This is a genomic window from Streptomyces sp. NPDC057638 (genome assembly GCF_042800315.1).
GTDB lineage: Bacteria > Actinomycetota > Actinomycetes > Streptomycetales > Streptomycetaceae > Streptomyces.
This window is the reverse complement of record NZ_JBHVHF010000001.1, coordinates 24,455-46,955: the sequence shown is the minus strand read 5'-3', so window position 1 is coordinate 46,955 and position 22,501 is coordinate 24,455. Positions and strand designations below refer to the sequence as shown.

General features: G+C 70.8%; 19 protein-coding genes and 1 pseudogene. 9 read left to right on the top strand and 11 right to left on the bottom strand.

All coding sequences use genetic code 11. The annotated features are described in order from the left end of the window. Positions 1-205: 205 nt before the first annotated feature. From ACFVIM_RS00205 to ACFVIM_RS00195, 3 genes and pseudogenes are all read right to left on the bottom strand, one after another. A pseudogene (locus tag ACFVIM_RS00205) lies at positions 206-408 on the bottom strand (IS701 family transposase); the annotation flags it as partial. A 108-nt stretch (positions 409-516) separates the two neighbouring features. Beyond that, positions 517-918, bottom strand: a complete 402-nt coding sequence (locus ACFVIM_RS00200; protein ID WP_384296880.1) for a DUF4240 domain-containing protein — start codon at positions 916-918, stop codon at positions 517-519. A gap of 315 nt (positions 919-1,233) precedes the next feature. Next, positions 1,234-3,975, bottom strand: coding sequence for a LuxR C-terminal-related transcriptional regulator (locus ACFVIM_RS00195; RefSeq protein ID WP_384296836.1), 2,742 nt, complete (start codon positions 3,973-3,975; stop codon positions 1,234-1,236). A gap of 521 nt (positions 3,976-4,496) precedes the next feature. Between ACFVIM_RS00195 and ACFVIM_RS00190 the strand changes: the two genes are divergently transcribed. From ACFVIM_RS00190 to ACFVIM_RS00180, 3 genes are read left to right on the top strand one after another with little or no spacing between them, the layout of a single operon-like run. Then, on the top strand, positions 4,497-5,429 hold the full coding sequence (locus ACFVIM_RS00190; protein WP_384296834.1) for a serine hydrolase domain-containing protein: 933 nt from the start codon (positions 4,497-4,499) through the stop codon (positions 5,427-5,429). Then, positions 5,387-5,677: a hypothetical protein gene (locus ACFVIM_RS00185; RefSeq protein ID WP_384296833.1), complete on the top strand. Its 291-nt coding sequence runs from the start codon at positions 5,387-5,389 to the stop codon at positions 5,675-5,677. The genes ACFVIM_RS00190 and ACFVIM_RS00185 overlap by 43 nt, the downstream gene beginning before the upstream one ends. Continuing rightward, the gene (locus tag ACFVIM_RS00180) at positions 5,674-6,909 is read left to right on the top strand and encodes a serine hydrolase domain-containing protein (RefSeq protein WP_384296832.1); all 1,236 of its coding nucleotides are present in this window, start codon (positions 5,674-5,676) and stop codon (positions 6,907-6,909) included. The genes ACFVIM_RS00185 and ACFVIM_RS00180 overlap by 4 nt, the downstream gene beginning before the upstream one ends. A 412-nt stretch (positions 6,910-7,321) precedes the next feature. Here the strand turns inward: ACFVIM_RS00180 and ACFVIM_RS00175 are convergent, their stop codons facing one another. The 3 genes from ACFVIM_RS00175 to ACFVIM_RS00165 all read right to left on the bottom strand — a co-directional run bounded on the left by ACFVIM_RS00175 (position 7,322) and on the right by ACFVIM_RS00165 (position 11,596). After that, a complete protein-coding gene (locus ACFVIM_RS00175) occupies positions 7,322-7,996 on the bottom strand; it encodes a TetR/AcrR family transcriptional regulator (RefSeq protein WP_384296830.1) in 675 nt (224 codons plus the stop codon). Positions 7,997-8,055: 59 nt separating this feature from the next. Beyond that, positions 8,056-9,507 (bottom strand): M14 family zinc carboxypeptidase, encoded by a 1,452-nt coding sequence (locus ACFVIM_RS00170; RefSeq protein ID WP_384296829.1) that lies wholly within the window; start codon positions 9,505-9,507, stop codon positions 8,056-8,058. A 712-nt stretch (positions 9,508-10,219) separates the two neighbouring features. Beyond that, complete coding sequence (locus tag ACFVIM_RS00165; protein WP_384296827.1) at positions 10,220-11,596, bottom strand: tannase/feruloyl esterase family alpha/beta hydrolase; 1,377 nt, start codon at positions 11,594-11,596, stop codon at positions 10,220-10,222. Positions 11,597-11,908: 312 nt separating this feature from the next. On the opposite strand from ACFVIM_RS00165, the gene ACFVIM_RS00160 reads away from it, so the two are divergent. Next, positions 11,909-13,171 (top strand): sensor histidine kinase, encoded by a 1,263-nt coding sequence (locus ACFVIM_RS00160; RefSeq protein WP_384296826.1) that lies wholly within the window; start codon positions 11,909-11,911, stop codon positions 13,169-13,171. After that, positions 13,168-13,899, top strand: a complete 732-nt coding sequence (locus tag ACFVIM_RS00155) for a response regulator (RefSeq protein ID WP_384296824.1) — start codon at positions 13,168-13,170, stop codon at positions 13,897-13,899. Before ACFVIM_RS00160 ends, ACFVIM_RS00155 begins: the two co-directional genes overlap by 4 nt. 41 nt (positions 13,900-13,940) lie before the next feature. On the opposite strand, the gene ACFVIM_RS00150 is transcribed toward ACFVIM_RS00155, so the two are convergent. From ACFVIM_RS00150 to ACFVIM_RS00140, 3 genes are all read right to left on the bottom strand, one after another. Next, positions 13,941-14,483: a hypothetical protein gene (locus ACFVIM_RS00150; RefSeq protein WP_384296823.1), complete on the bottom strand. Its 543-nt coding sequence runs from the start codon at positions 14,481-14,483 to the stop codon at positions 13,941-13,943. A gap of 70 nt (positions 14,484-14,553) precedes the next feature. Further along, positions 14,554-14,802, bottom strand: a complete 249-nt coding sequence (locus ACFVIM_RS00145; protein WP_384296822.1) for a hypothetical protein — start codon at positions 14,800-14,802, stop codon at positions 14,554-14,556. A 304-nt stretch (positions 14,803-15,106) separates the two neighbouring features. Beyond that, the gene (locus tag ACFVIM_RS00140; RefSeq protein WP_384296821.1) at positions 15,107-16,093 is read right to left on the bottom strand and encodes an Lrp/AsnC family transcriptional regulator; all 987 of its coding nucleotides are present in this window, start codon (positions 16,091-16,093) and stop codon (positions 15,107-15,109) included. A 235-nt stretch (positions 16,094-16,328) separates the two neighbouring features. Here ACFVIM_RS00140 and ACFVIM_RS00135 point away from each other — a divergent pair, with 235 nt between their 5' ends. Together ACFVIM_RS00135 and ACFVIM_RS00130 are read left to right on the top strand one after the other, a co-directional pair. Further along, complete coding sequence (locus ACFVIM_RS00135; protein ID WP_384296819.1) at positions 16,329-17,879, top strand: MFS transporter; 1,551 nt, start codon at positions 16,329-16,331, stop codon at positions 17,877-17,879. 57 nt (positions 17,880-17,936) lie between these two features. Then, complete coding sequence (locus tag ACFVIM_RS00130) at positions 17,937-18,665, top strand: alpha/beta fold hydrolase (RefSeq protein ID WP_384296818.1); 729 nt, start codon at positions 17,937-17,939, stop codon at positions 18,663-18,665. Positions 18,666-18,942: 277 nt separating this feature from the next. Here ACFVIM_RS00130 and ACFVIM_RS00125 read toward each other — a convergent pair whose 3' ends face one another. Further along, complete coding sequence (locus ACFVIM_RS00125; RefSeq protein WP_384296816.1) at positions 18,943-19,482, bottom strand: TetR family transcriptional regulator; 540 nt, start codon at positions 19,480-19,482, stop codon at positions 18,943-18,945. 146 nt (positions 19,483-19,628) lie between these two features. Here ACFVIM_RS00125 and ACFVIM_RS00120 point away from each other — a divergent pair, with 146 nt between their 5' ends. Continuing rightward, positions 19,629-20,042, top strand: coding sequence for a PPOX class F420-dependent oxidoreductase (locus ACFVIM_RS00120; protein ID WP_384296815.1), 414 nt, complete (start codon positions 19,629-19,631; stop codon positions 20,040-20,042). Positions 20,043-20,070: 28 nt separating this feature from the next. After that, positions 20,071-20,916, top strand: a complete 846-nt coding sequence (locus tag ACFVIM_RS00115) for an SDR family NAD(P)-dependent oxidoreductase (RefSeq protein WP_384296813.1) — start codon at positions 20,071-20,073, stop codon at positions 20,914-20,916. A gap of 33 nt (positions 20,917-20,949) precedes the next feature. Here the strand turns inward: ACFVIM_RS00115 and ACFVIM_RS00110 are convergent, their stop codons facing one another. Then, the gene (locus ACFVIM_RS00110; RefSeq protein WP_384296812.1) at positions 20,950-22,383 is read right to left on the bottom strand and encodes a dihydrolipoyl dehydrogenase family protein; all 1,434 of its coding nucleotides are present in this window, start codon (positions 22,381-22,383) and stop codon (positions 20,950-20,952) included. Positions 22,384-22,501: the final 118 nt, after the last annotated feature.

Here is a 22,501-nt window from a genome sequence, read left to right as displayed (position 1 = left end):
GATCGGCTCCGCGTAGTCCGCCCGGGATTCAGCGTTCACCGAGTCGGCCTCATGCCTGGCCAGACCACATCGCCCCACGACCAGCAGTATGGCTTTAACAGCGGTTCCAAACCCGAAACGGCTCCGGCAACCACCGGAACAATCGCGCGCAGCGCAACACATCAGGAGGCCCTGAGGCTATCGGTGCGGCACGTGCCTGGTTCCGGTCGCGTGGGTCGTCGCGGACGATGCCGGCGTCCCATGTGGCGCGGTTCAGCAGGTGCTGCATGCCATCTGGGGTGGCCTCTCCGACCCATTCGGCGATCGTCCAGCAGTTCTTGCGGGGAAGGCCCGAGAGCGGGCCGAGCGCCAACCGCCGTATCCCGCGGCGGGGTTCAACCCGGCGAACCGGCCCGCGATCTTGTCCATCAGGCCCTCGCATGCGTTCTGCCGACGGGCAGGTTCTACGCTGTGGCCTGTGGCCACCGCGTGCCCGCACCGACCCCGCCGGTGTGATCAGGATCCACCGCTGGAGTATCAGTCCAGAAAGATTCCGGCGAGGCGTGGCAGGCGGCGGCGCATCTCATCGCCGTCGGCGACGTCCCACCGAGTTCCGGCAGGCTCGGTGACAGCGCTGAGCGGGCCGGCTTCCGGGGAAGCCTCCAGCGCCTCGCTGAGCCCGTCCGCCGCACCGGTGAGACGTTGGTACGCCCGGTGGGCCACCTGGTTGAAGTCCTCGTTCCCGATGAGCACGTCCCCGCCGTCCCGTACAGCCGGATGGGCAGCGAGAGAGTCCGGATCGGCGAGCGCGCGCTCGTACCAGTGGCGGCCGAGCGAGATGAGACCCTCACGGAAGTCCATGAACCCGTCGTCGGACCACCAGCCTTCGATGAGGAACGCCGCCACCCACAGGTCGTACCGGTCAGCATGGTCGCGCAGCTGCCACTGACGCAGGGAAACTGGACGATCTCGTCAGGCGTGCGGCTCACAAGCCGCTCCTCGCACGCGCGCTCGATCGTGTTGCGCCGATCGTCGAAGTCCGGTTCCAGCGCGTCGACCTCGGCGCATGCCTCGTCTGTCAGGGCCCAGAACTCCTCGGCATCCATCACGGCCCGAGTATGCCAGGCGCTTCGAAACCCCACGCCTGCGGCACAACCGACGCCAGACCAGCACACCGCCGGACAACGGCCATGCACCCATGGTGGCGCCCCGGCGCCACCCAAGGGCCGCGCTCGGAGGGAGGGCCGGCCGGCTTCAGCCGCGCGTCAGATCGCTCAGCGCTGCTCCAGTGGACCTTCCGCGCAGTCCGGCGGCCAGCTGTGTCCTGCGGGTGATGCCGAGTTTCCGGTAGGTGTTGGTCAGATGCGTCTCCACGGTGCGGCGGGAGAGGTGCAGCAAGGCGCATATCTCCGCGTTGGTCAAACCTTGGACTGCGAGGTCGGTGATGCGGTGTTCCGTGGGGGTGAGCGCCGGAGAGAATGGCGTCCGGTCGGCACGGAGTCGTCCGTTGTGTTCACTGAGTACCTGTTCGATGCCGGCCATGAGCCGCGGCGTCGGTTCGGGAGTTTCACTCCGCGTCGGCCGCGTCAGGGACCGGGCACGGTGAAGCGCTTCCATGAGTGTGGCCTGGCCCTTGGTTGTCTGACCGTGGGTGATCTGTACGCGGCCGAGGTCGGTCAGTGCTTCGATCAGCTCTGTCGGGGCCGGTGCGGTGCGCAGGATACTCACCGCTTGGAGCATCGTGTCCAGGCGGCGGTGGCCTTCCATGGTGATGCCGTGGCAGTGCAGGGCGGCGCCGATGACGCGTGGTGTGCCCCAGGCATGGGCGTGGCGGAGGTTCTCCTCGGCCAGTCCGCGCGCTTCGGGGTGGCGACCGAGGTGGGTGAGGGCGATGGCGGCTCCCGCGCGCCAGGGTTGTCTGACGGGATTGACGAAGTGCTGGTTTGTCGGAGTGGCACCGCAGGCGAGATAGGTACTGAGGGCTCTGTCCCATTGGCGTGCGCCGAGGTGCAGACCCGCTTGCATGTACAGCGCTTCGTCCCAGGTCCAGGCGGCGTGGTCCGGTCGTGGGCCGAGTGACTCCAGCTGTTGCCAGGCGCGCTCGGGGCTGCCGAGTTCGTGCCATGCGTGGGCTGTCAGTGCGCGGAGGTACGGCAGGCGTACGGCGGGGTCCTGGACCGACTCCAGTATGGGGGTCGTGTAGTCGATGAGTTGCTGAAAGCGGCCGAGTTGCCGGTACCCGGCGGCGCGAGCGGCTATGAGGTGCTGCTGGGCATAGTTGGTGGGGTCCACGAGGTGCGGCGAGGTGGGGAGTTCGCGTTCGATCAGGGCGCGGGCTTGGTCCGGTTGGTCGGCCCATCCGAGTACGGCCGCGGCGATGGAGGCGAAGCCCGGGCGCAGCTGTGGGTCGACGGGGCGGTCGAGACGAGAAGTGATGCGCTGGGTGGCGGTGTGGGCGTCGATTCGTCCGATGGCGGCTTCGCGCATCGTGTCCAGGGCACAGGCGAAGGGTTCCACGGACGCCGGGGCGGTTTCCATCAGCTCGCGTATTGCGTGGGCTGTGCGGGGCCATCCATGGGGGTCCTGGGTGGCGAGGGCGGCGCTGGCGGCCCGCGCTACCGCGCGTTTGTCACCCGCCAGGGTGTGGCCGGATTCTTCGAGGGTCGAAAAAGTGCCGCGAGGGCGGTGTTGTGCGGCGAGGGCGCCGCTCAGGGCCGCCCAGACGGAGTAGGGGTCGTGGCAGTCGGCCTTCTGCAGGCTTTCGCGAAGGCGGCGGGTACCGGCCTGGGGGAGGTCGAGCATTTCGAGCGAGCTGAGGCGCAGGGTGAGAGCACAGTGGTGAGCGGGGTCGACCGGTCCGGACAGAACATGCCGCAGGATCGCGGCGGCATGTGCGAGGTCGCCGGCGCGCAGGGCATGTTCGGCTGCCTCCTCCAGAGCGTGGAGGGTCCAGAGTTCGCCTGCAGGGGGGATCTGAAGGAGGATTCGGGCGATGTCGGGGGCCGGGCCGCCGTTCTCGTGGAGGGCGCGGGCGAGCCGGTACCGGAACTGCGTGAGCTCATGGTCCTCAGCGGATGCGCGGACGGCTTCGCGCACCGGAGCGGGGGTGAGCAGGGCCATGAGATCTTCGATGTGGTGGGGGGTCACCTGACCTGCTGGGATGCCCGCGACAGTGGCGATCAGCGGCCTGTCACACCGGGGAGTCACCATCGCACTGAGGGCAAGGGCGATCGGGCGGCGATCGGGGGACGCGGGGCTGTTCAACCAGCGGGAAAGAGCGGCGTGGTAGCGGGCGTCGGCGGCCAGATCGTCGGGGTCTCCGGTGACCGGCCCGTCGGGCAGGGCGTGCAGCAGGCTGGGATTGCCGGCGCCCATGGCGGTGGCCCGGTCGGCGTGGGAGCCGTGCAGGCCCTTGTCCGCGAGGAGCTTGCCGACCGCTTCGGGGCCGAGCCGGGGTAGAGGGATGTCACTGCCGGAGTCCGGGTGCAGCTCTGGGCCGGCGAGGGGTGGGAACGGGGTCGAGCGGCGCTCGGGGCCGGTGCATGCGGTGAGCAGGAGCAGGAGGGGAAGGCGAGCGAGGCGATGGGAGAGATAGGCGATCCACCGGAGTGACGCGGCATCGGCGTAGTGGATGTCGTCCACCGCGAGCAGCAGCGGCTGCCGTGCCGCAAGGGATGCGAGGCATTCGGTGAGACGGTGGAACAGCAACTGCTCTTCGGTGGGCGGCAGTTCGCCGAAGGGGAGCCACTCGGCTCCGGGGAACAGTCGGCGGCCCAGCGAGTGGGCATACCGTGCCTCTCCTGGTCCGCAATGGGTCGGCAGGGTGTGCATCCGGCCCGCCGCCGACTCCCGCCGGACGACTTCCGCCAGAAGGGCGCTGCGCCCTGTGCCCGTGTCTCCGTGCAACAGCAGCCACCGGCCTTCGCCCGCCCGCGCCAGGTCGGCGGAGCGCGCGGCTTCCGCCAGGGCATGGTCCCGTTCCCGTAGGCGCTTCACCAGGTTCCTCTCGTCACTTCATTCGCATGATTTCGGACATCGTCTGTACCGCGGGGCAGCCATGCCCGAGTGAGATGACGGTGCCGCAGGCACCTGGGTTCACCTGGACAGCGCGCTGTCCGGACCGGCACACCGTTCGGCGCCGAACAGGGCTCCCAGCAGGGACAGCACCGGCGTGTGGACGGAACCGACGCGGTTCCGCCGGGCATGGCACGTCGCCGAAGCACCTTCCGGCCACAGGCACGTCGGATGCCCGGCGCGGTTCCGCGCGATGAGAGCGGGAGGAGGGGCGACATCAGGCCTGCGGTCTTCCACGATGCTCTGCGGCAGGCCCGAAAAGAATGATCATTTACATCACCGCCGGACGCGGCACCGCTGCGATCCGGTCACCTCAGGGGCCAGGCCCCGTCTCCGAGGACGGTCCTATGACCTACGCACGAAACCCCCTTTCCGCCGCCCGCCGGCGGTCCGCTTCTCCACGCCGCCGAGCCGCTCTGGGTGCTGTGGCGGCGGTGGCCGGTATGGCCTCCCTGGCGATGCCGCTCTCCGCGTCCGCGGCGGTTCAGCCGAGCACCCCGGCAGGTACACAGCCGGGTATCCAGCCGGCCGGTCACGGCCGGGCGCTCCTCCAGCAGGGTCTGGACGACATCGTCACGGACGGGGTGGTCGGCGCCCAGGGCACCCTGGTGCACGGCGCGAGCCGGTTCCACGCACGCAGCGGAACCGCCGAACTCGGCACCGGTCGGCCGGTGCCGCACCAGGGCCACTTCCGGATGGGCAGCAACACCAAGACGTTCGTCGCCACCGTCGTACTCCAGCTCGTCGGTGAGGGGCGGATGAGGCTGGACGACACCGTCGACCACTGGCTGCCCGGGGTGGTCGCGGGCAACGGCCACGACGGCAGGCGGATCACCGTACGACAGCTGCTCCAGCACACCAGCGGCCTGCCCGACTACGACGACAAGCTGCCCGGTCTCGCCGACCCGGAGGGTTTCCGGAAGCACCGCTTCGACCACTACCGGCCAGGCGATCTGATAGCCCTGGCTCTGCGTGATCGTCCCCACTTCGAGCCGGGCAAGGGCTGGGGATACTCCAGCACCGGCTACATCCTCGCCGGAATGATCATCGAGAAGGCGACCGGCAACCACTGGAGCGAGGAGGTCCGCTCCCGGATCACCGAACCGCTGGGCCTCAAGCACACCTACTCTCCCGGCAGGCTCACCGGCCTGCCCCGGCCACACACCAGGGCCTACCAGCAGTTCACCTCCCAGGGAGTGCTGATCGACAGCACCGAGATGAGCGTCACCTACGGCGGCGCGGCAGGTGACATGATCACACCTCGAACGATCTCGCGCGCTTCTGGCAGGCCCTGCTCGGCGGCGGGCTCCTCAAGCCCGAGCAGCTCACCGAGATGCAGAAGACGGTGCCCGCCGACGCCGGGGGCCGGCCGGTGACCGACCACGCGGGACTCGGCGTCTTCCGCACCCCCCTCAGCTGCGGCGGCGACTCCTGGGGCCACGGCGGAATCACCATCGGCCACCTCAACAACAACGGCTTCACCGACAAGGGCAAACGGGGCGTCATCCTGATGCGCTCCACCAACCTCGCCCAGACGCACCGCGATGCCCGCACCGAGAAGCTCGTCAACGACACCCTGTGCAAGATCCGCCGGACCCCGGCGGCCCACGAAGGGGATTCATGAAGAACAACAGGTCCGCAAACGCGCTGTCCCGCAGGGCGGTGGGACGTGCCGCTGCGGCGGCCGTACTGTCGGCCGCCGCGCTGACGGGAGGCATCGCGCCGACCGCCCAGGCGGCTCCGGCTTCCGCGCCCACCACCGGCACCGCCCCGGCTGCGATCGATCCGGCAGCCCGCCTGGCCGGGCTGCGGGCGGTCGTGGACAACGGTACGGCGACGTGGAGCACAGCCCGGATCGTCGAGGACGGCCGGACCGTGTGGAAGGGCGCAGCCGGTGTCTCGAACCGGCGCAACGGCGCGCCGGTCGATCCGAACGGCCGGTTCCGCATCGGGAGCGTCACCAAGATGTTCACCGCCACTGTGGTGCTCCAGCTGGTCGGTGAAGGCCGGCTCGGACTGGACGACCCGGTGGCATCCCATCTGCCCGGAGTGGTCCCCGGCGGGGACCACATCACCGTCCGTCAGCTCCTGAACCACACCAGCGGTCTGTACAACTACACCGACCTCCCCGCGTTCAATCCGCCGGTGGCGGAGTGGGTGAGCACCGGCCGCTGGAGGACCCACACCGCGGCAGGGATCGTCGCCGATGCGGTGAAGCATCCGCCGTACTTCGCCCCGGGGCGGGGCTGGATGTACTCCAACACCAACTACCTGCTGGCCGGCATGGTGATCGAGAAGGTGACCGGCCGGACCTGGAACAGCGAGGTGGAGCGGCGCATCGCCGGTCCGCTGGGCCTGCGGAACACGTTCATGCCCCGTACCTCGCCCTTCCTCGGAGGTGTCCACGCCCGCAACTACACCAAGCTCCCGTCCGGGCCCGTGGACATCACACTCCTCAACCCCTCCGAGGCCGGTGCCGGCGGTGCCGGCGTGTCCACAACCGCCGACCTGGCCCGCTTCCACTCCGCCCTGTTCACGGGCAAGCTCCTCCGCCCGGCCGAACTGGCCGAGATGAAGCGCACCGTCTCCACCGGCCCCGACGCCGCCCCCGGCACCCCCCGTGTCGGCTACGGCCTGGGGATCCAGCGCATCGACTGGCTCGACGGCCTGGGCTGCGGCGAGGTCTGGGGCCACACCGGGGGCATCTACGGCGCCGCCACCCTCCTGTTCGGCGACGCGGACGGCGACCGTCAGGCCGCCATGTCGTCGAGCCCTCTGGAGGACCGCGACGCCAACACGGTGATCACGGAGATGACCAAGGCCGGCGCCTGCCGCGCCACCGGACCGGCGGCGTAGGTCCTGACGGCGTCGGTACCGCAGAGGGTGGCGACCAGCCGCCCCGCCCGCATGCGCACCCAGCCACGGCGGCAGCGATCCGGCATCGCTCGGGCGCCCACCGCAAGCACGTCACCGGCTGCCGCCGCATCAAGTCCGCGGACACCCTCGGGGGGGCACCGAGTCCGGCCGGAGGGGTCCCGGACGGGTCGGCTCGGAGGCCGCCCGAGAGGCGACCGGATTCCGCTCCGTGGTCGGGTGCCGTCTGCGCCGGAGGGACCAGTTCAGGGCGTGGGTCAGGGGGCCGTCTCGGTGGACTCGACGATCGTGCGGGCCCACCGGCACGCGGCCGGGGCCCGTGAGAAGAGGCCCCGGCCGGTGAGCCACCTGAAGCAGTGGCGTGGCGTCGCCACCCGCTACGAGCAGACCTCGACTATCCCTCAGACGGGCAGCCGGGGTCAGTGTCCCGCCGCTGCGGCGGGTCGGCGGCGGTGGTCCCGTCGTCGATGAGATGGACGAGGTTCACACACGCGCGGGCCATGGCGTCCGGTTCCACGCGGTCGCCCGGGATGCCGCGCAGCAGGAACCCGCTGCTGAGGGCCAGCACAGAAGAGGCGATCAGCATGGCCTCGTCGCTGCTGACACGGCGCTGGGACGGGCTGTCCGAGACGGGGCGGTCGGCGAAGAGCGAGGTCAGGGCGGAGCGTTGCAGGTGTTGCAAGCGCAGGGACTGCCGACGGAAGAACTCGTCGTCCAGGCAGAGCAGCACCAGCAGAACTTCGAGCCGGGCTGCCTCACGAAAGTCGTCGCCGACACCGACGGCGGCGATCCGTCGGGCGTACAGGTCGAGAAGGCCAGGGAGGGCCGCATCGGTCTGTCCGAGCCGGTCGATGTCCTTGATGTGCTCGTGAACACCTTCCTCGATGACCGCGAGAATCAGGTCGCGCTTGCTGCCGAAGATGGAGTAGACGGCACCAGTGGTCAGGTCGGCGGCTGCGGCGATGGCGTCGACAGGGACGCTCGTACCCTGGGTGGCGAGGAGATGGCGGGCCGATGTCAGGAGCGCGCGGCGGTTGTGTTCCCGTTGTTCGGCGCGGTTGCGGCGCATGAGGTTCCCTGTGATCTGGACGTCGTGCGGGTGACCGCCGATGGGTATCCGCTCCGAGATTACAGGCACCGAGCGGCGGTGAAGGCCACGTCCATCTGTACCGCGGTGAGTTCCCGCAGAGCGAGGCCGGGGCCGGGGAAGTCCCGCTGCTTCTGTGAGCACCGGCGGACGAACCACGCCCGCAGCCGTCGTCTCATGTGCCGGGCGTCGACGCCGGGACCCTCCAGGAGCTGGAGCAGCATGCCGCCGGCGCGCAGGGGGAAGGCGTAGGTCGTCCAGAGGACACCGAACTGCTCTGCCACGGTTGCCTCGCGGCCGGCGACCGGTTCGGTGGCCGTCCGGCGGTAGGCCCGAGCGGTCCGCTGGGCGAGTTCCAGGTTCTCGGCCACAGCGGCGGCGTAGGGGGAATGCCCCGGGAGACCGTCACGCGTGTGCCGGACCACCTCCGCCAGGAAATCCCCGTCGCGTTCGAGCCGGTCCGCCGCCCGGCCGAGGAGCCGGGCGTAGCGGTGGCCGCTGCCGTGTGTCTCCTGGAACCGGGGGGAATGCCACATGGGCGTCTCCGGCAGGATGCCCAGCGCTCCATGGCGGGCGGCGTAGTGGATGCTGGATGCGCCGGGCACCAACTGCTCGCCGGGAGCGGGGGTCCCGAGCTCAGGCAGAAGGTAGGCACCCCTGCCGAGAGGTGTCCCCCCGCCGTCGGCCGGGGCGGCGTGGAACGGGAAACCACGACTCTCGATGGCCTTGTCGATTCCTGATACCAGTTCCGGGACGTCACGGTTCATCATGAAGTGGAAGCCGGTGAAGTCGGAGCTGTGCAGGGTGTAGACGAGCTTCGGCTTCAGCTCATCGATCACCGCCATCAGCTGCCGTGTCTCCGGGAGCGGGCTGTCGAAGCCTCCCTCGACGGGGAACGTCCATTCCACCTGGTTCCGGAAGGCGGGACGGTAGAACCTTCCGTAGTAGTTCTGGATGGTGTACGGGCCGCCGTACCATTTCTGACCCAGGTCCATCGCGTCGGGGTCCATACAGGGGACGATGTGCCAGGTCACATCGAGCCCTTCGGCGAGCTCGGGATGACGGGCCGCCAGGCGCGCCAGGTGGAGCGCGGTGAGGAACCCGGTGGGTTCGTTCGGATGCGGACCGCCGAGTACCAGGGCGTTGTTCCGCCCCGCACCGACGGAGATCATCAGAATGTCCCGCCCCGCCCGGGAGGTGCCCACGGTGCGCAGCTCGGTCCGCCGCGGGTGGTCGCGTCCCACAGCCCGGACGCCGCGGTGCAGTTCGCTCAGTGTTGGATAGCGGCGTATGTCCGGGATCCCGGCTTCCCAGTTCAGCCCGGTCGGGTGGGGCCCGCTCGCGGCGCGGGCGTTCCCACCGGTGGTGAATCCCGCGATGGACGCGCCGGCCACGGCCGTGCCCAGTGCTCCGGTGGTGCGGAGGAAGGTGCGCCGGCTCGCCTTTCGCCCGTGGTGGCCTGCGGCGTCGCCGGTCATCGGCGTCTTGTCCATGGCTCGCTCCTGTCAGGGATGCAGCTCCATTCGATAACATCATTATTTGCATAATGGCATTATCGAATCAAGCGGGAGGGGGTGTCCGCCGCGAGGTTCTGGGAGGGTGTGGGCGGGTCATCCCGTGGAGCGATCGGCCGGTGCTCCGCACCGCGGGCGTTCACAACGGCATGCCGGCGAGAAGCGGTCGCCGAGTGTCAGGTTCGTACTCTCTTCCCGGTGGTGGCACGGGTGGAGCGGTAGGCCGGGGAGAGACTCCGGTGTGGCGGGTGGAGTGCGGGCGGAAGGTGACGGGGGAGCCCGGCGTGCGGCCCCCGTTCTCCGGCCCCCTCACCTACTCCGCGACCGCCGACCGGGACGGAGCACCCGACCTCGTACGGCGGGCCGCGACGGTGATCGTCATCGCGGGTGACAAGGTCCCGTCGGTCCATCTGCACGCCGTCAACGCCGGGACCGAGGAGATCTCCGGGGTACTGGAGGGCGCCCGCGGTCGCCGCGTGCTCCTGTGCGGCCCAGCCGGTCCACGGCCACGCCGGGGACGCCGTCGTACCGTCCCCGCTCGCCCCCGAGCCAGGGGCCGACTTCGGGCGGGTCATCGGGCGGTCGCGCCCGAGACCTCCCAGTCGTCGGCCCAGGCCATGACATACCCGCACGTTGTCACGCTGACGCTCCGGAGAGCTGGTGGCGGCGTCCGGCCGTCAGGCGGCGGTGCTCACCCGCCGCTGAGGGAGCAGCCGGTGGCCGTGCCGTCGGCGGGCCGGGGCACGGTGCCGCCGAGCGGCGGGGTGGTGCCGCGGGTGGTCCAGGCGACCAGGGCGTCGAAGGCCGCGGTGAAGCAGGGCTGCATGGGCCGGACGGTCGTGGGCGCGAGGTCGCGGAATCCGTCGGTGTGGGTGCCGCCCTGGATCCGGTAGTACCGGTGGAGGGCGCCCCGGCCGGAGCCGTCGACCATCCGGCTGTAGACGTCGCCGTTGCGGCTGATGGGCAGCAGGACGTCCAGGGTGCCCTGGAGCGAGATCAGCGGTCGGGCGATGCGGCCCGTCAGCGCGGTCCGCTCCACCGCGTCGTGGACGCTGTCCGGCCGGGAGCCGTAGTCGTAGTCGGTGTCGCAGCCCGCTCCCGTTCCCTCGGGGCAGAACGGTGTGCCCCCCTGTACGGCACCGTCGTACTCGGGGTCGAACTCCTCGCGTACGGTGCGCTGGAGCGCGTCCCACAGGTTCAGGTAGTGGGCCTTCCAGAGCGCTTCGGAGCCCTTGGGGTAGCCCGCCGCGTACATGGCGTCGGCGGCGCCCGGCTCCTGGCGCTCCCAGCGGGGATAGGCGCGCAGGGCGGGCGGCAGATTGGTCAGCAGGCCGGGCTGGTCGCGGGTGAGGAGCAGACCGTTCCAGTCGATACCGCCCGCGTAGAGGCGCGGGAAGTGTTCGAGCTGGCGGCGGACCAGGAATCCGGCGGCGGAGAGGCCGGTGGCGTACGTCCGCGCGGGCGGGCGGCCGTAGTACCGGGCGGCCACCTTCTTCGCGGCGAGCGTCAGCTGGGCGAGGCGGAGGTTCCACTCCACGACCGCATCGCCCGGTTTCACTCCGTCCCGGTGCAGTTCGAGGCCGGTGTTTCCCTTGTCCGTGGCGGCGTAGGCGAAGCCCCTCGCCAGGACGTGGTCACTGATGATCCGGTCGTTCGCGTACTGGCGCCGGACGCCGGGCGGTCCCGCGACGACCAGCCCGCCGTTCCAGCGCTCGGGCAGCCGGATCACGAACTGGCTGTCGTGGTTCCAGCCGTGGTTGGTGTTGGTGGTGGACGTGTCCGGGAAGTAGCCGTCGAGCTGGATACCCGGCACCCCGGAGGGGTTGACGGTGCCGGACGCCTGGAGTCCGGCGTAGTCCGCCGGGTTGGTGAGGCCGAGCGGGAGCAGCCCGGCTGTGGTCAGATCGTCAGGGCAGTGGGCGACCACGTGCACCGCGCCGGGCACGCGCAGCCGCTCCCCGGCGCAGTCGGTGCCCGTGGCACCCGCTCCCGCTGCGGGCAGCAGCCCGGCCGTCAGCAGTGTGGCCGCGAGGGTGACGAGACGTCGCCGGTACGTCGTACGGGACATGACGGGACTCCTCCTGAGAGTGGTGCGGCAGTGGGACTGCGGCAGAACGTAAGCCGCCCCGCGGGAGGGCGGGGAGTGCCGGACGGCCGGTCCTCGCGGCGTCCGGCACCCCCGGGCCGCGGCCGGCACGGTGCCCCCGTGCCGATCGGCACATGACCTGTGGCCATATCCGCGTCCGGACTGCGGCCGGGGGCCGCGGTCCCGTAACGTCCGGTCCCGTACGGCCGGACGTTACGGGACCGGACCTACGACGGCCGGTCCCGGTGTCCGGCCCCGTGACACCCCGTGCAGCCGTGAACGGAGGAGGAGACCATGACGGCGCCGCCGGCCGCCGTGCCGTGGATTCCGCCCGTGCTCTACGCGGCGGTCCTGGCCGGCGGGCTCTACCACACCGCCGTATCGGACGGGCCCGTCCATCCCGGGCGCACCGCGGGCTTCGTGGCGGGGCTGCTCCTGCTGCTCGCCCTCGAAGCCTTCGAGCGGAGGCACCGGCCGTCGGGGACCGCGAACGGGACCGGGCCCGCAGCGGTCCTGCTGCTGGCCGCCCGTCTCGTCCTGTTCGCGGGTGTCGCCGCGCTGGACGGTTCGGGAGTCTCCCGGGCCCTGTTCCTCCTGGTGCCGTTCACCGCCCGGCTCGCGCTCGGCCCGCGGGCCGGGCTGGTGTCCGGTGCCGGGTGCGTCGCCCTGCTGATCGGCGGCTACACGGTGTCGGTGCCCCGCTGGTGGCTGCGGGCCGAGTACGTCTCCGATCTGCTGATGCTCGGCCTGGGGCTGGCGCTGGCCCTGTCGATGGCCTCGGTCGCCGTGCGGGAGCAGCGGGGGCGGACGGAGCTGGCGGGGGTACTGGCCGAGCTGGAGGGCGCCCACGAGCGGCTGTCACGGTACGCCCTGCGGGTGGCGGAGCTGTCCGCGGCCGACGAGCGCAACCGGGTCGCCCGGGAGATCCACGACAGCCTGGGCCACCATCTCACCGCGATCGGCATCCAGTTGGAGAAGGCGGAGGTCTTCCGGGACCGCGATCCGGAGGTCGCGGCCCGCGCGGTGGCGGACGCCCGCTGGTCGGCCGGGCGGGCGCTGACGGAGGTCCGGGAGTCCGTCGGGGCGCTGCGCGGGGCCCGGCCCTTCTCCCTCAACCGGGCGCTCGCCGATCTGACCCGCCGTCTCGGTGACGACCGGCTGACCGTGACCCTCCGTATCACCGGGGACGAGGCCGGGTACGACGCCGGTTCGCTCACCGCGCTGTACCGGTCGGCGCAGGAGGCGCTCACCAATGCTTGCCGGCACGGGAGGGCGACCCGTATCGACGTCACGGCCGCCTTAGGCGAGTCGGCGGCCCGGCTGACGGTCGCCGACAACGGGCGGGGCTTCACCACCGCGCCGCCCTCGCCGTCCGCGCGGCGGCCCGGCTCCGGCCTCGGGTCCGGCTCCGGGCTCCACGGAATGCGCGAGCGCGTCGAACTCCTCGGCGGGCGAGTGGACATCGACGGCCGTCCGGCTTCCGGGGCGTCGCCGGGCGGTGCGGTGGTCACCGTCATCATCCCGCGCGAGCGGCCCGCTCCGGGGAGCGCCGGATGAGCGGCGCGGGCCCCGACGGGGCGGCGCCCGCCGGGGACGGGCACGACGGCGACGAGGCCGCCGGGACGGACGTCGTACGGGTCCTGGTCGTCGACGACCAGGAGCTGGTCCGGGAGGGGATCGCCTCCCTGCTGGGCGTCCAGCCGGGTGTCGCCGTGGTGGCCACCGCGTGCGACGGGCCGGGGGCGGTGGCGGCCGCCGTCCTGCACCGGCCGGACGTCGCCCTGGTCGACGTCCGGATGCCGGGGATGGACGGCATCGGGACCGCCGCCGCACTCGCGGCGCGGGTGCCCTCCTGCCGGGTCGTCATGCTGACCACCTTCGACGACGGGGACTACGTCGCCGGGGCGCTCCGGGCCGGGGCCGTCGGCTATCTGCTCAAGAACCTGCCCTCCACCGAACTCGCCCGTTCGGTACGCCTCGCCAAGGCCGGCATCGCCCAGCTCGACGCCTCGGTACTGGCGGGTCTCACCGCCGCCCCGGCCACCGCTCCCGCCCCCGGTCCGGCACCGCACGAGCCCCCCGCGCTGCCCGACGGGGCGCTGACCGAACGCGAGGTGCAGGTCCTGCGCCTGATCGCCGCGGGCTCGACCAACCGGGAGATCGCCACCCGGCTCTTCCTCAGCGAGGGCACCGTCAAGAACCACGTCTCCCGCATCCTCGGCCGCCTCGGCCTGCGCGACCGCACCCAGGCCGCGCTGTACGCCCGGGACCAGGGCCTGTTGTGACCGGTGGGGCGACGCGGTCCGCCCTGGCCCTCGCTTTGCGATCACTCAGCTCGCCGGCAGCCACCATGAGCACCCGGTTCCAGGAAGCGTTCGCCGTCACAGATATGCGCCTTGGGCCCTTCGCCCCGCACCATGAGGTTGACCTCGGATCCGATCTCTGTGACCACGATGGTCACAGTGTCACCACCGAGCACGACCCCGAAGCCCCCGCCGGCCTCGCTCGTTTGCGGCTCATCGATCCGGAACACTTCGGCGACCGCTTCGGCGACGGACGGATCCCGGGTGGTCAGAAGCCACGAGGAGAGGGAGGAGGGGTGATCTGCTCGGGGGCGGAGAGGATCCGCCGGGCAACCCTCCGGATGACGGTGGAGGCGTGAGGGTGCAGGGCTCAGCGGTCCACGGTGGCATGGGGCCAGGCGTATGAACTCGTAGCCGTAGGACGGCTTGGCCTTGACCCGGCCCTTCTGCCGGGCCTTGATGATCGCCTCGCGGTTGCGGCACTGGATGGCGCGCAGTTCCATCTGCGCGCCCCAGGCTTCCCTGGTGAAGCGGTTCTCGTCGTTCGGGCCGTCCCAGACCGTCATGGCCGTAGGTCAGGAGCAGCGTGCCGGTATCCCGCATCTTGCAGACGGTGTCCAGGCAGTCCACGAGGCCCTAGCCCAGCCGGTCCACGGCCGCGCCCGCGATGCCGTCGTACGGTCCCCGCTCACCCCGCAGCCAGAGGCCAGGCCTCGGGCAGGTCATCGGGTCGGTCGCGCCCGAGACCTCCCAGTCGTCGGCCCAGGCCATGACGTGCCCGCCGATGGAGTCGACCACGGCGAGCACCTTGTCACGCTGGCGCTCCGAGGAACTGGTGGGGCGGACATCCGGCGGAGGCGACGGGGCATCGACCACCACCGCCATAGGGACGTTCGATCATGTTTCGAGCCGTCACCAGGCATTCCGCGGCCTCCGCCGGTCTGTACTCAACCGCGGTACGTCTCCAGCAGCCGCCGCAAAGGACACACCGTAGTCGGACTCGGCCGTCTATGGGTCTGATCGACAAGCGGGAGCGTACGAGGGTGCAGGGCAGGCCGGGGTGGCCAGGCCGCCCGTCCACTCGCCGCCTCCGGACGCGTACGCTTCCTGCTCTTCGGCCCGCACGAGGGCGGTCCCGACCCAGGGCAGCTTGCCCCGGGACCACGGAGCCGGAGCACCCGGGAGGATGTCAGTCCGCGTGGATCAGCCGGCCGTGGGAGATGAGTGAGGACGATCGCTTGAGACTCCGTGACCGGAGACTGACGCTGTACGCGGTGACGCCGGGGAGTGCCGCCAGGCCCGTGGTCAGGTAGCGGTACAGGTCCTCGGTGTCCCGGCAGATGAGAATGGCCACCATGTTGTTCTCGCCGGTGATGGCCCCGGCGAAGGCGATCTCGGGGTGTGCGGTGATTTCCTCGCCCGCGCGGTGCAGGAACGCGGGGGCGACGCGCAGCCACAGTGTGGCGGTGACGTGGAATCCGAGGCGTTCGGGCAGCAGCTCGATGTCGTAGAAGATCGTGCCGGATCCCTCCAGAGCCTCCAGGCGCCGCGCCACACGGTGTGTGGACCAGCCGGTGAGCTCGGCGAGGCGGGTGTGACCGACGCGGCCGTCATCAGCGAGCGCCTCCAGGAGCGGGGAGTCCTCCTCGGCCGGCACGACCGGCTCACCGGTCGGAGCCGGGGGGCGTCCGGCGGACAGCTTCCGGATCTGCTCGTCGCTCAGCGCGCCGCCGTGCCCGGTCCAGGCGGCGTTCCGCCCGCCGAAGCCGTGCAGCACCAGGTCGACCTGGAGATCGATCACCGCGGCGGAGCTGTGGAGCCGGCGCAGCAGGAGCTGATCGCGCTCGGCTTCGAGCGGGGAGCGGATCGCGCACACGATCTCGGCCCCGCCGGTGGTGAGGTGGGCGTAGGCGACTTCCGGTTGCTGGACCAGGGAGTGGGCCAGCGGGCCGACGCTGTCAGGGCGGCAGCGGATACGGGCGATCCACTGGGCCCGTCCCCCCACGACCGGATTCACCAGGCCGACGACATTCATCGCGCCGGCCCGGCGCAGGGCGCGGAACCGGCGGGCCACCGTCTGCTCGGACACGCCGACGACCTCGCCGATGCGGTGGAAGGCCGCCCTGGGGACCACCTGAAGCGCATGGAGGATATCGACGTCGATTTGATCGACCATGGAGGAAGTATGCACACCAGCATCTGCTGATGGGGGTTTATTCGGGTTATGGGGGTTCTCCTTGGAGATGGAGCCCCTTGTCTTCGATTCTTGCACAGACGCCCGACGACCGAGGCAGCCCTTCCTGCGCCGCGCCCCTCACACAGGCCAGGACCCAGGTCCGAAGCGCCCGCGGCACGCTCTCCACCGTGCCGCCCCTCCCGTCCCTGCCCCCCTCCTTGAGGTCGCTCCTTCGATGCCCCAGACAGTCCGTACCCTTCCCGGTACCTCCGAGCCCGACCCGAACGGTCCGAACGATGCGCAGCGCTGGAAGGCGCTGGTCTTCATCGCCCTCGCGCAGCTGATGGTGGTCCTGGACGCGACGATCGTGAACATCGCGCTCCCCACCGCCCAGCAGGACCTGGGCATATCCGACGGCAACCGCCAGTGGGTCATCACGGCCTACGCCCTGGCCTTCGGCGGTCTGCTGCTGTTCGGCGGCCGGATCGCCGACATCTGGGGCCGCCGTCGCACCTTCGTCGCCGGACTCGTGGGCTTCGCCGTCGCCTCCGCGCTCGGCGGCGCGGCCACCAGCGAGGCGATGATGCTCGGCTCCCGCGCCCTCCAGGGCGTCTTCGGCGCGCTGCTCGCCCCGGCCGCGCTCTCGCTGCTCGCCGTGATGTTCACCGACGCCCGTGAGCGCGCCAAGGCGTTCGGCATCTACGGTGCCATCGCCGGTGGTGGCGGTGCCGTGGGCCTGCTGCTCGGCGGCTTCCTGACCGAGTACCTGAACTGGCGCTGGACCTTCTACGTCAACATCCCGTTCGCGGTCGTCGCGGCCGTCGGCGCCTACTTCGTCATCCGTGAGCCGGCCGGTGCCCGCAACCGCGCGCCCCTCGACATCCCCGGCGTCGTCCTCTCCACTACGGGTCTGGTGGCCCTGGTGTACGGCTTCACCCGCGCCGAGCACTCCGGCTGGACCGACGCGTGGACGATCGGCATGTTCGTCCTGTCGGCGGTACTGCTGGCCGCGTTCGTCGCCGTCGAGGCCAAGGTGAAGGCCCCGCTGCTGCCGCTGCGGGTACTCACCGAGCGCAACCGCGCCGGTGTCTACCTCTCGCTGGGCCTCGCCGTCATCTCGATGTTCGGCCTGTTCCTGTTCCTCACCTACTACCTCCAGGTGGTCCGTGGGTACTCGCCGGTCAAGACCGGTTTCGCCTTCATGCCCATGGCCGTCGGCATGACCGTGGGCTCCACCCAGATCGGCACCCGGCTGATGACCCGCGTCCCGGCACGATGGCTGATCGGCCCCGGGTTCCTGGCCGCCGCGACCGGCACTCTGCTGCTGACCCAGCTGGCCCCGGACAGCTCGTACACCACCGTGATTCTCCCGGCGCAGCTGCTGCTGGGCCTCGGCATGGGTACGGCGTTCATGCCCGCGATGTCGCTCGCCACTCATGGGGTGAAGCCGACGGACGCCGGTGTCGCCTCCGCCATGGTGAATACCTCGCAGCAGGTCGGCGGCGCCATCGGCACCGCGCTGCTGAACACCATCGCCGCCTCCGCCACCACGGCGTACATCTCCGACAACGCCGCCGGTGCCACCAACCCGCAGGCGCTCCAGTTCCAGGGCATGGTCAACGGCTTCACCACCGCGTACTGGTGGGCCGTCGGCATGCTGACGGTCGCCGCCGTGATCGCCCTCGCCATGATCAACACCGGGCGGCCGGGGCTGCGGGGGCCGCAGGGCACGGCCACCGGCGGCGGCACCGACGCGGACAGCGGCCTCCCCGCCGTTCTGCACTGACCCGCGACAGCATGTCACCACCCCACCCCAGCCGCAGTACCCCGGAAAGGAAGTCTCATGAGCACGGAACAGAAAATGATCGACGGTGTCCTGATCGAGCACGCGGCACCCACGACCGCGCCGTCCGCCCCTCCCCTCGTCTTCGTCCACGGAGCGGGTCACGGGAGCTGGGTCTGGGAGAACTACCTGCCGTACTTCGCGGCGACGGGCCGGGACTGCTACGCGTTCAGCTGGTACAACCACCACGGATCCCGCGATCTGCCGGAGGGCCGGTTCCTGGAGCGCTCCCTGGCCGACACCGTGGAAGAGCTGGAGACAGTGGTCTCCTTCGCCGGCCAGGCGCCCGTCCTGGTGACCCACAGCATGGGCGCCATCGTCGCGCAGAAGTACGCCGAGCGGCACCCGGTGCTCGCTCAGGTCCACATCGCCCCCGCCATCTGCGCGGACGTCGGGCTCGACGTCGACTTCGCGATCGACCCGGGAACTCCGGTGGGACCCGGCCCCTTCGAAACGGCCTGGGACTTCTACCTCGGAGGCACCAGCGAGGAGGACGCCCGCCGCTACTACGCCCTCTTCTCCGAGGAATCCCCCCGGGCCATCATGGAGGGGGTCAACGCCCTGGTGAGCGTGGATCGTACGCGTCTGAGCGGACCGACCCTGTTCATCGCGGCCGAGCACGACAGGGTCGTTCCCGCGGAAGCGGTCCGCCGGAGCGCCGACCACTTCGGCGGCGACTACCTGTTCCTGCACGGCCGCTCGCACAATGTGGCCCTGGAGCCGCGCTGACGCGAGACGGCGGACCGCATCAGCTCCTGGCTCGCCCGCCGCTGCTGGTGACGACGGTGGCAGTGCCGATCCGGCCGGTGCGCGTGATCCGCCTGGGTTCCGACACCGACGGGCTCGCGTGCACGACCGGTCCCCGGCACGTCACCCGACACTCCGGGTACGGATCCGACGGCGGTTCCCACCCTCGAAACGTCTCCAGCAGCCGCCGTAAAGGACACACCGTAGCGGGGCTGCCGGAAGCCCGGTCAAAGGTCGACGGTACGGCGCGTACGCCCGCTCAGGCCGGGCGGAGGCCCGTGGTCAGTGACTGGACCACCATGTCCGCCCCCTGGGCGTTCGTCAGCTCCGGCATCTCGTGCGCGGCCATGGTGGTGAGATGAACGAGCAGCGAGCGGGCCCAGCGATCGGGAAGCCCGGGGCGGATGACGCCTTCGCGCACCGCGCGGTCCATGAAGCCGTCGAGCCGCTCCATCAACCGGCGGAGACGATCGGCCCCCGCCTCGTCCTGTACCTGCCGCACGTCCACCGGCAACCGTCTACTGACGGCGATGATGCCTTCCGCATAGCGGTGCAGGGCGACCAGCACGGGCGCCTCGGTCAGTCGCGCCTCGGCGACGACCTGCTCGCAGGCATCGAGCTTGGCGGTATGGACTGCGGCCAGAAGCTCCTCGCGCGTGGTGAAGCGGCGGTAGACGGTGCGCCGGTCGACCCCCGCCGCCGCCGCGATCGCCGCGATGCTGGCGCCGGGGTCGGCCGCCAGCAGGCGCGCGCCGGTCCGGAGGACCGCGTCCAGGTTGCGTTCGGCGTCAGCTCTCATCGTGACCCGCAGTCTACGTGGGACGGCAGATGAGCCATCAATCACCCCACCCCTGTTGCGAATCCTCGATTAAATGCCTCACAGTTGTGGCACTTGATTCATTCGACGTGTCTGTCGCAGCGTCTGCACTCAGTAAGGAGCCACGCGTGAGCCCGGTCCGCCTGTCCGTGAAACTCAAGGAGGCCCTCGATGCCCGGATCTTCGTCACTGTGGCGACCCTGCGGCCCGACGGGAGCCCGCACCAGTCGGTGGTCTGGATCGGGAGGGAGGGCGACGAGCTCTTCCTCGTGACCGGTGTCGACAAGACCAAAGTCCGCAATCTGCGACACGATCCACGGCTGGGCGTCATGGTGAACCCGGCGGACGAACCGTACGGGTACGCGTCGATCAGCGGCACCGCCCGGTTCGAGAACCCGGGCAGCCGCGAGCGCTTGGACCAACTGGCCGTCAAGTACACCGGCATGACCTATGCCGAGCACAACCCGGAATCCCACGCGGCCCTCCCGGAACTGGTGACTGTCCGTGTCACTCCCGAGAAGATCGCGGCACGGTTCCTGTGAGCCGGGGCCACGAACGAGGAGTACCGCGGTGAAGACCTATGTCATCACCGGCGGCACGGACGGCATCGGCGGGGCCGTCGCCCGCACCTACCTGGACAGGGGACAGGAGGTGGTGGTGGTCGGACGCGACGCGGAGACGGGCGAGGCCTGGCTGGAGACCGCGCGACGACACGACGCGGCCTCCCGGGCGCACTTCCTCCGTGCCGACCTGAGCCTGCTGTCCGAGAACGGAGCACTCCTCGACACGCTCCGTTCGTCCTTCGCGAAGATCGACGGCCTGGTGCTGTGCGCCCGGCACTTCCGCACCACCCGAGAGGTCACCGCCGAAGGCTTCGAGAACACCTTCGCGCACTTCTATCTGAGCCGCTTCGCCCTGAGCCACGGGCTGACCGGCCTCCTCGACTCCGCCGATGCCCCGGTCATCGTCAATGTCGCAGGGCCCGGCGGTGCAGGGAAGATCCACTGGGACGACCTCCAGCTCGCCCGGGAATACGACGGGCACACAGCTCTCACACAGGGCGGCCGGCTCAACGACCTGCTCGGCGTCGCCTACGCGGACCGCCGGCCAGGGACGAGAGTGCGGTACGTCCTGTTCCACCCGGGAACGGTCAGCACCGGATTCTCCGGGGAGTACACCCCGGACACCCTGGCCCGGATCGCCGACATCCGCAGAACCGCCCAACCGGTGGAAGAAGCCGTGCTCCCGATCATCCGAATGCTCGACAACCCACCCGACACCGTACTCAGCGCCTTCGTCCGGGATACGCCCCTCCTCCCACAAGGCCCCGGATTCTCGGTCGAACAAGCGCGCCGACTACATCTGCACACCGAGGGGGTGCTGGCCGGCCACGCCACAGTCATGGAGGGCAGTTGACACGGCGCACTGTGCGTGCGGCGTGAGCGACGGTCAGCCCTCCCGAAACGCCTCCAGCAGCCGCAGCCACACCTCGCTGATCGTCGGGTACGCCGGTACCGCGTGCCAGAGGCGTTCGATCGGGACCTCGCCCACGACGGCGACCGTCGCCGAGTGGAGCAGTTCGCCGACGCCCGGGCCGACGAAGGTGGCGCCGACCAGGATGGAGCGGTCGAGGTCGACAATCATGCGGGCGTGGCCGCGGTAGTCGTTGACGTAGAGGCTGGCGCCCGCGACCGAGGCGAGGTCGTAGTCGACGGCGCGGACGCGCAGGCCCGCCGCCTCGGCGTCGGCGAGGGAGAGGCCGACGGCGGCGGCCTCGGGGTCGGTGAAGACGACCTGGGGGACGGCGGCGTGGTCGGCGGTGGCCGCGTGGGCGCCCCAGCGGTCGGTTTCCAGGAGGGGGACACCCTGGGCGCGGGCGATGATGGCGGCGGCGGCGATGCGGGCCTGGTACTTGCCCTGGTGGGTGAGGAGGGCGCGGTGGTTGACATCGCCGACGCCGTAGAGCCAGTTGCTGGACTCGACCCGGCAGGTGTCGTCGACGGAGAGCCAGGAGCCGTTCTCCAGGCCCACGCTGGGCAGGCCGATGTCGTCGGTGCGCGGTGCGCGGCCGGTGGCGAAGAGAACCTCGTCCGCCTCGACCCGGCTGCCGTCGCCGAGGACGAGGGTGACGGGGCCGGTGCCGTTGTCGCGTTCCACGGCGGTGACGGAGGTGTTCGTCCGGAGGTCGGCGCCCGCCCGGGTGAGGGCGGCGGCGATGTGTTCGCCGACGAAGGGTTCCATTCGGGGCAGGAGTCCGTCCCCCCGTACCAGCAGGGTGACCTGGGAGCCGAGGGCCTGGAACGCGGTGGCCATCTCGACGCCGACCACTCCCCCGCCGACCACCGCGAGCCGCCCCGGTACCGTCGTGGCGCTGGTGGCCTCGCGGCTCGTCCAGGGCTTGGCCCCGGCCAGGCCCGGCAGATCGGGGAGGACGGCGCGGCTTCCGGTGCAGACGGCCACCGCGTGGCGGGCGGTGAGGACGTGCTGTTCGTTCCCGGGTGCGTCGACCACGACCGTCTTCGGGCCCTGGAGCCGTCCGCGGCCCCGGTAGAGCCGGGCGCCGGTCGTCTCCAGCCAGGCGACCTGGCCGTCGTCCTTCCAGTGGGAGGTGAAGTCGTCGCGGTGGCGCAGCACGGCCGCCGTGTCGAGGGGGCCCTGGACCGAGCCGCTCAGTCCGGCTGTACGGCGGGCGTCCGCCTGGGCGATCACGGGCCGCAGCAGGGCCTTGCTCGGCATACAGGCCCAGTAGGAGCACTCTCCGCCGACCAGTTCGCTCTCCACCACGGCCGTGCTCAGCCCGGCGGCGCGCAGCCGGTCCGCCACGTTCTCCCCGGTCGGACCGGCTCCGAGCACCACGACGTCGTACACGACAGGTTCCGTCATAGGGACAGTCTGGTACCGGGTGTGTCTCCTGGCCACACGGGCAGCGGGAGGAATAGCACCGGCTCGCCCTCGGTTGTCGGGGGCGAGTCACGTGACCGACACGGGACGCATCGGAGAG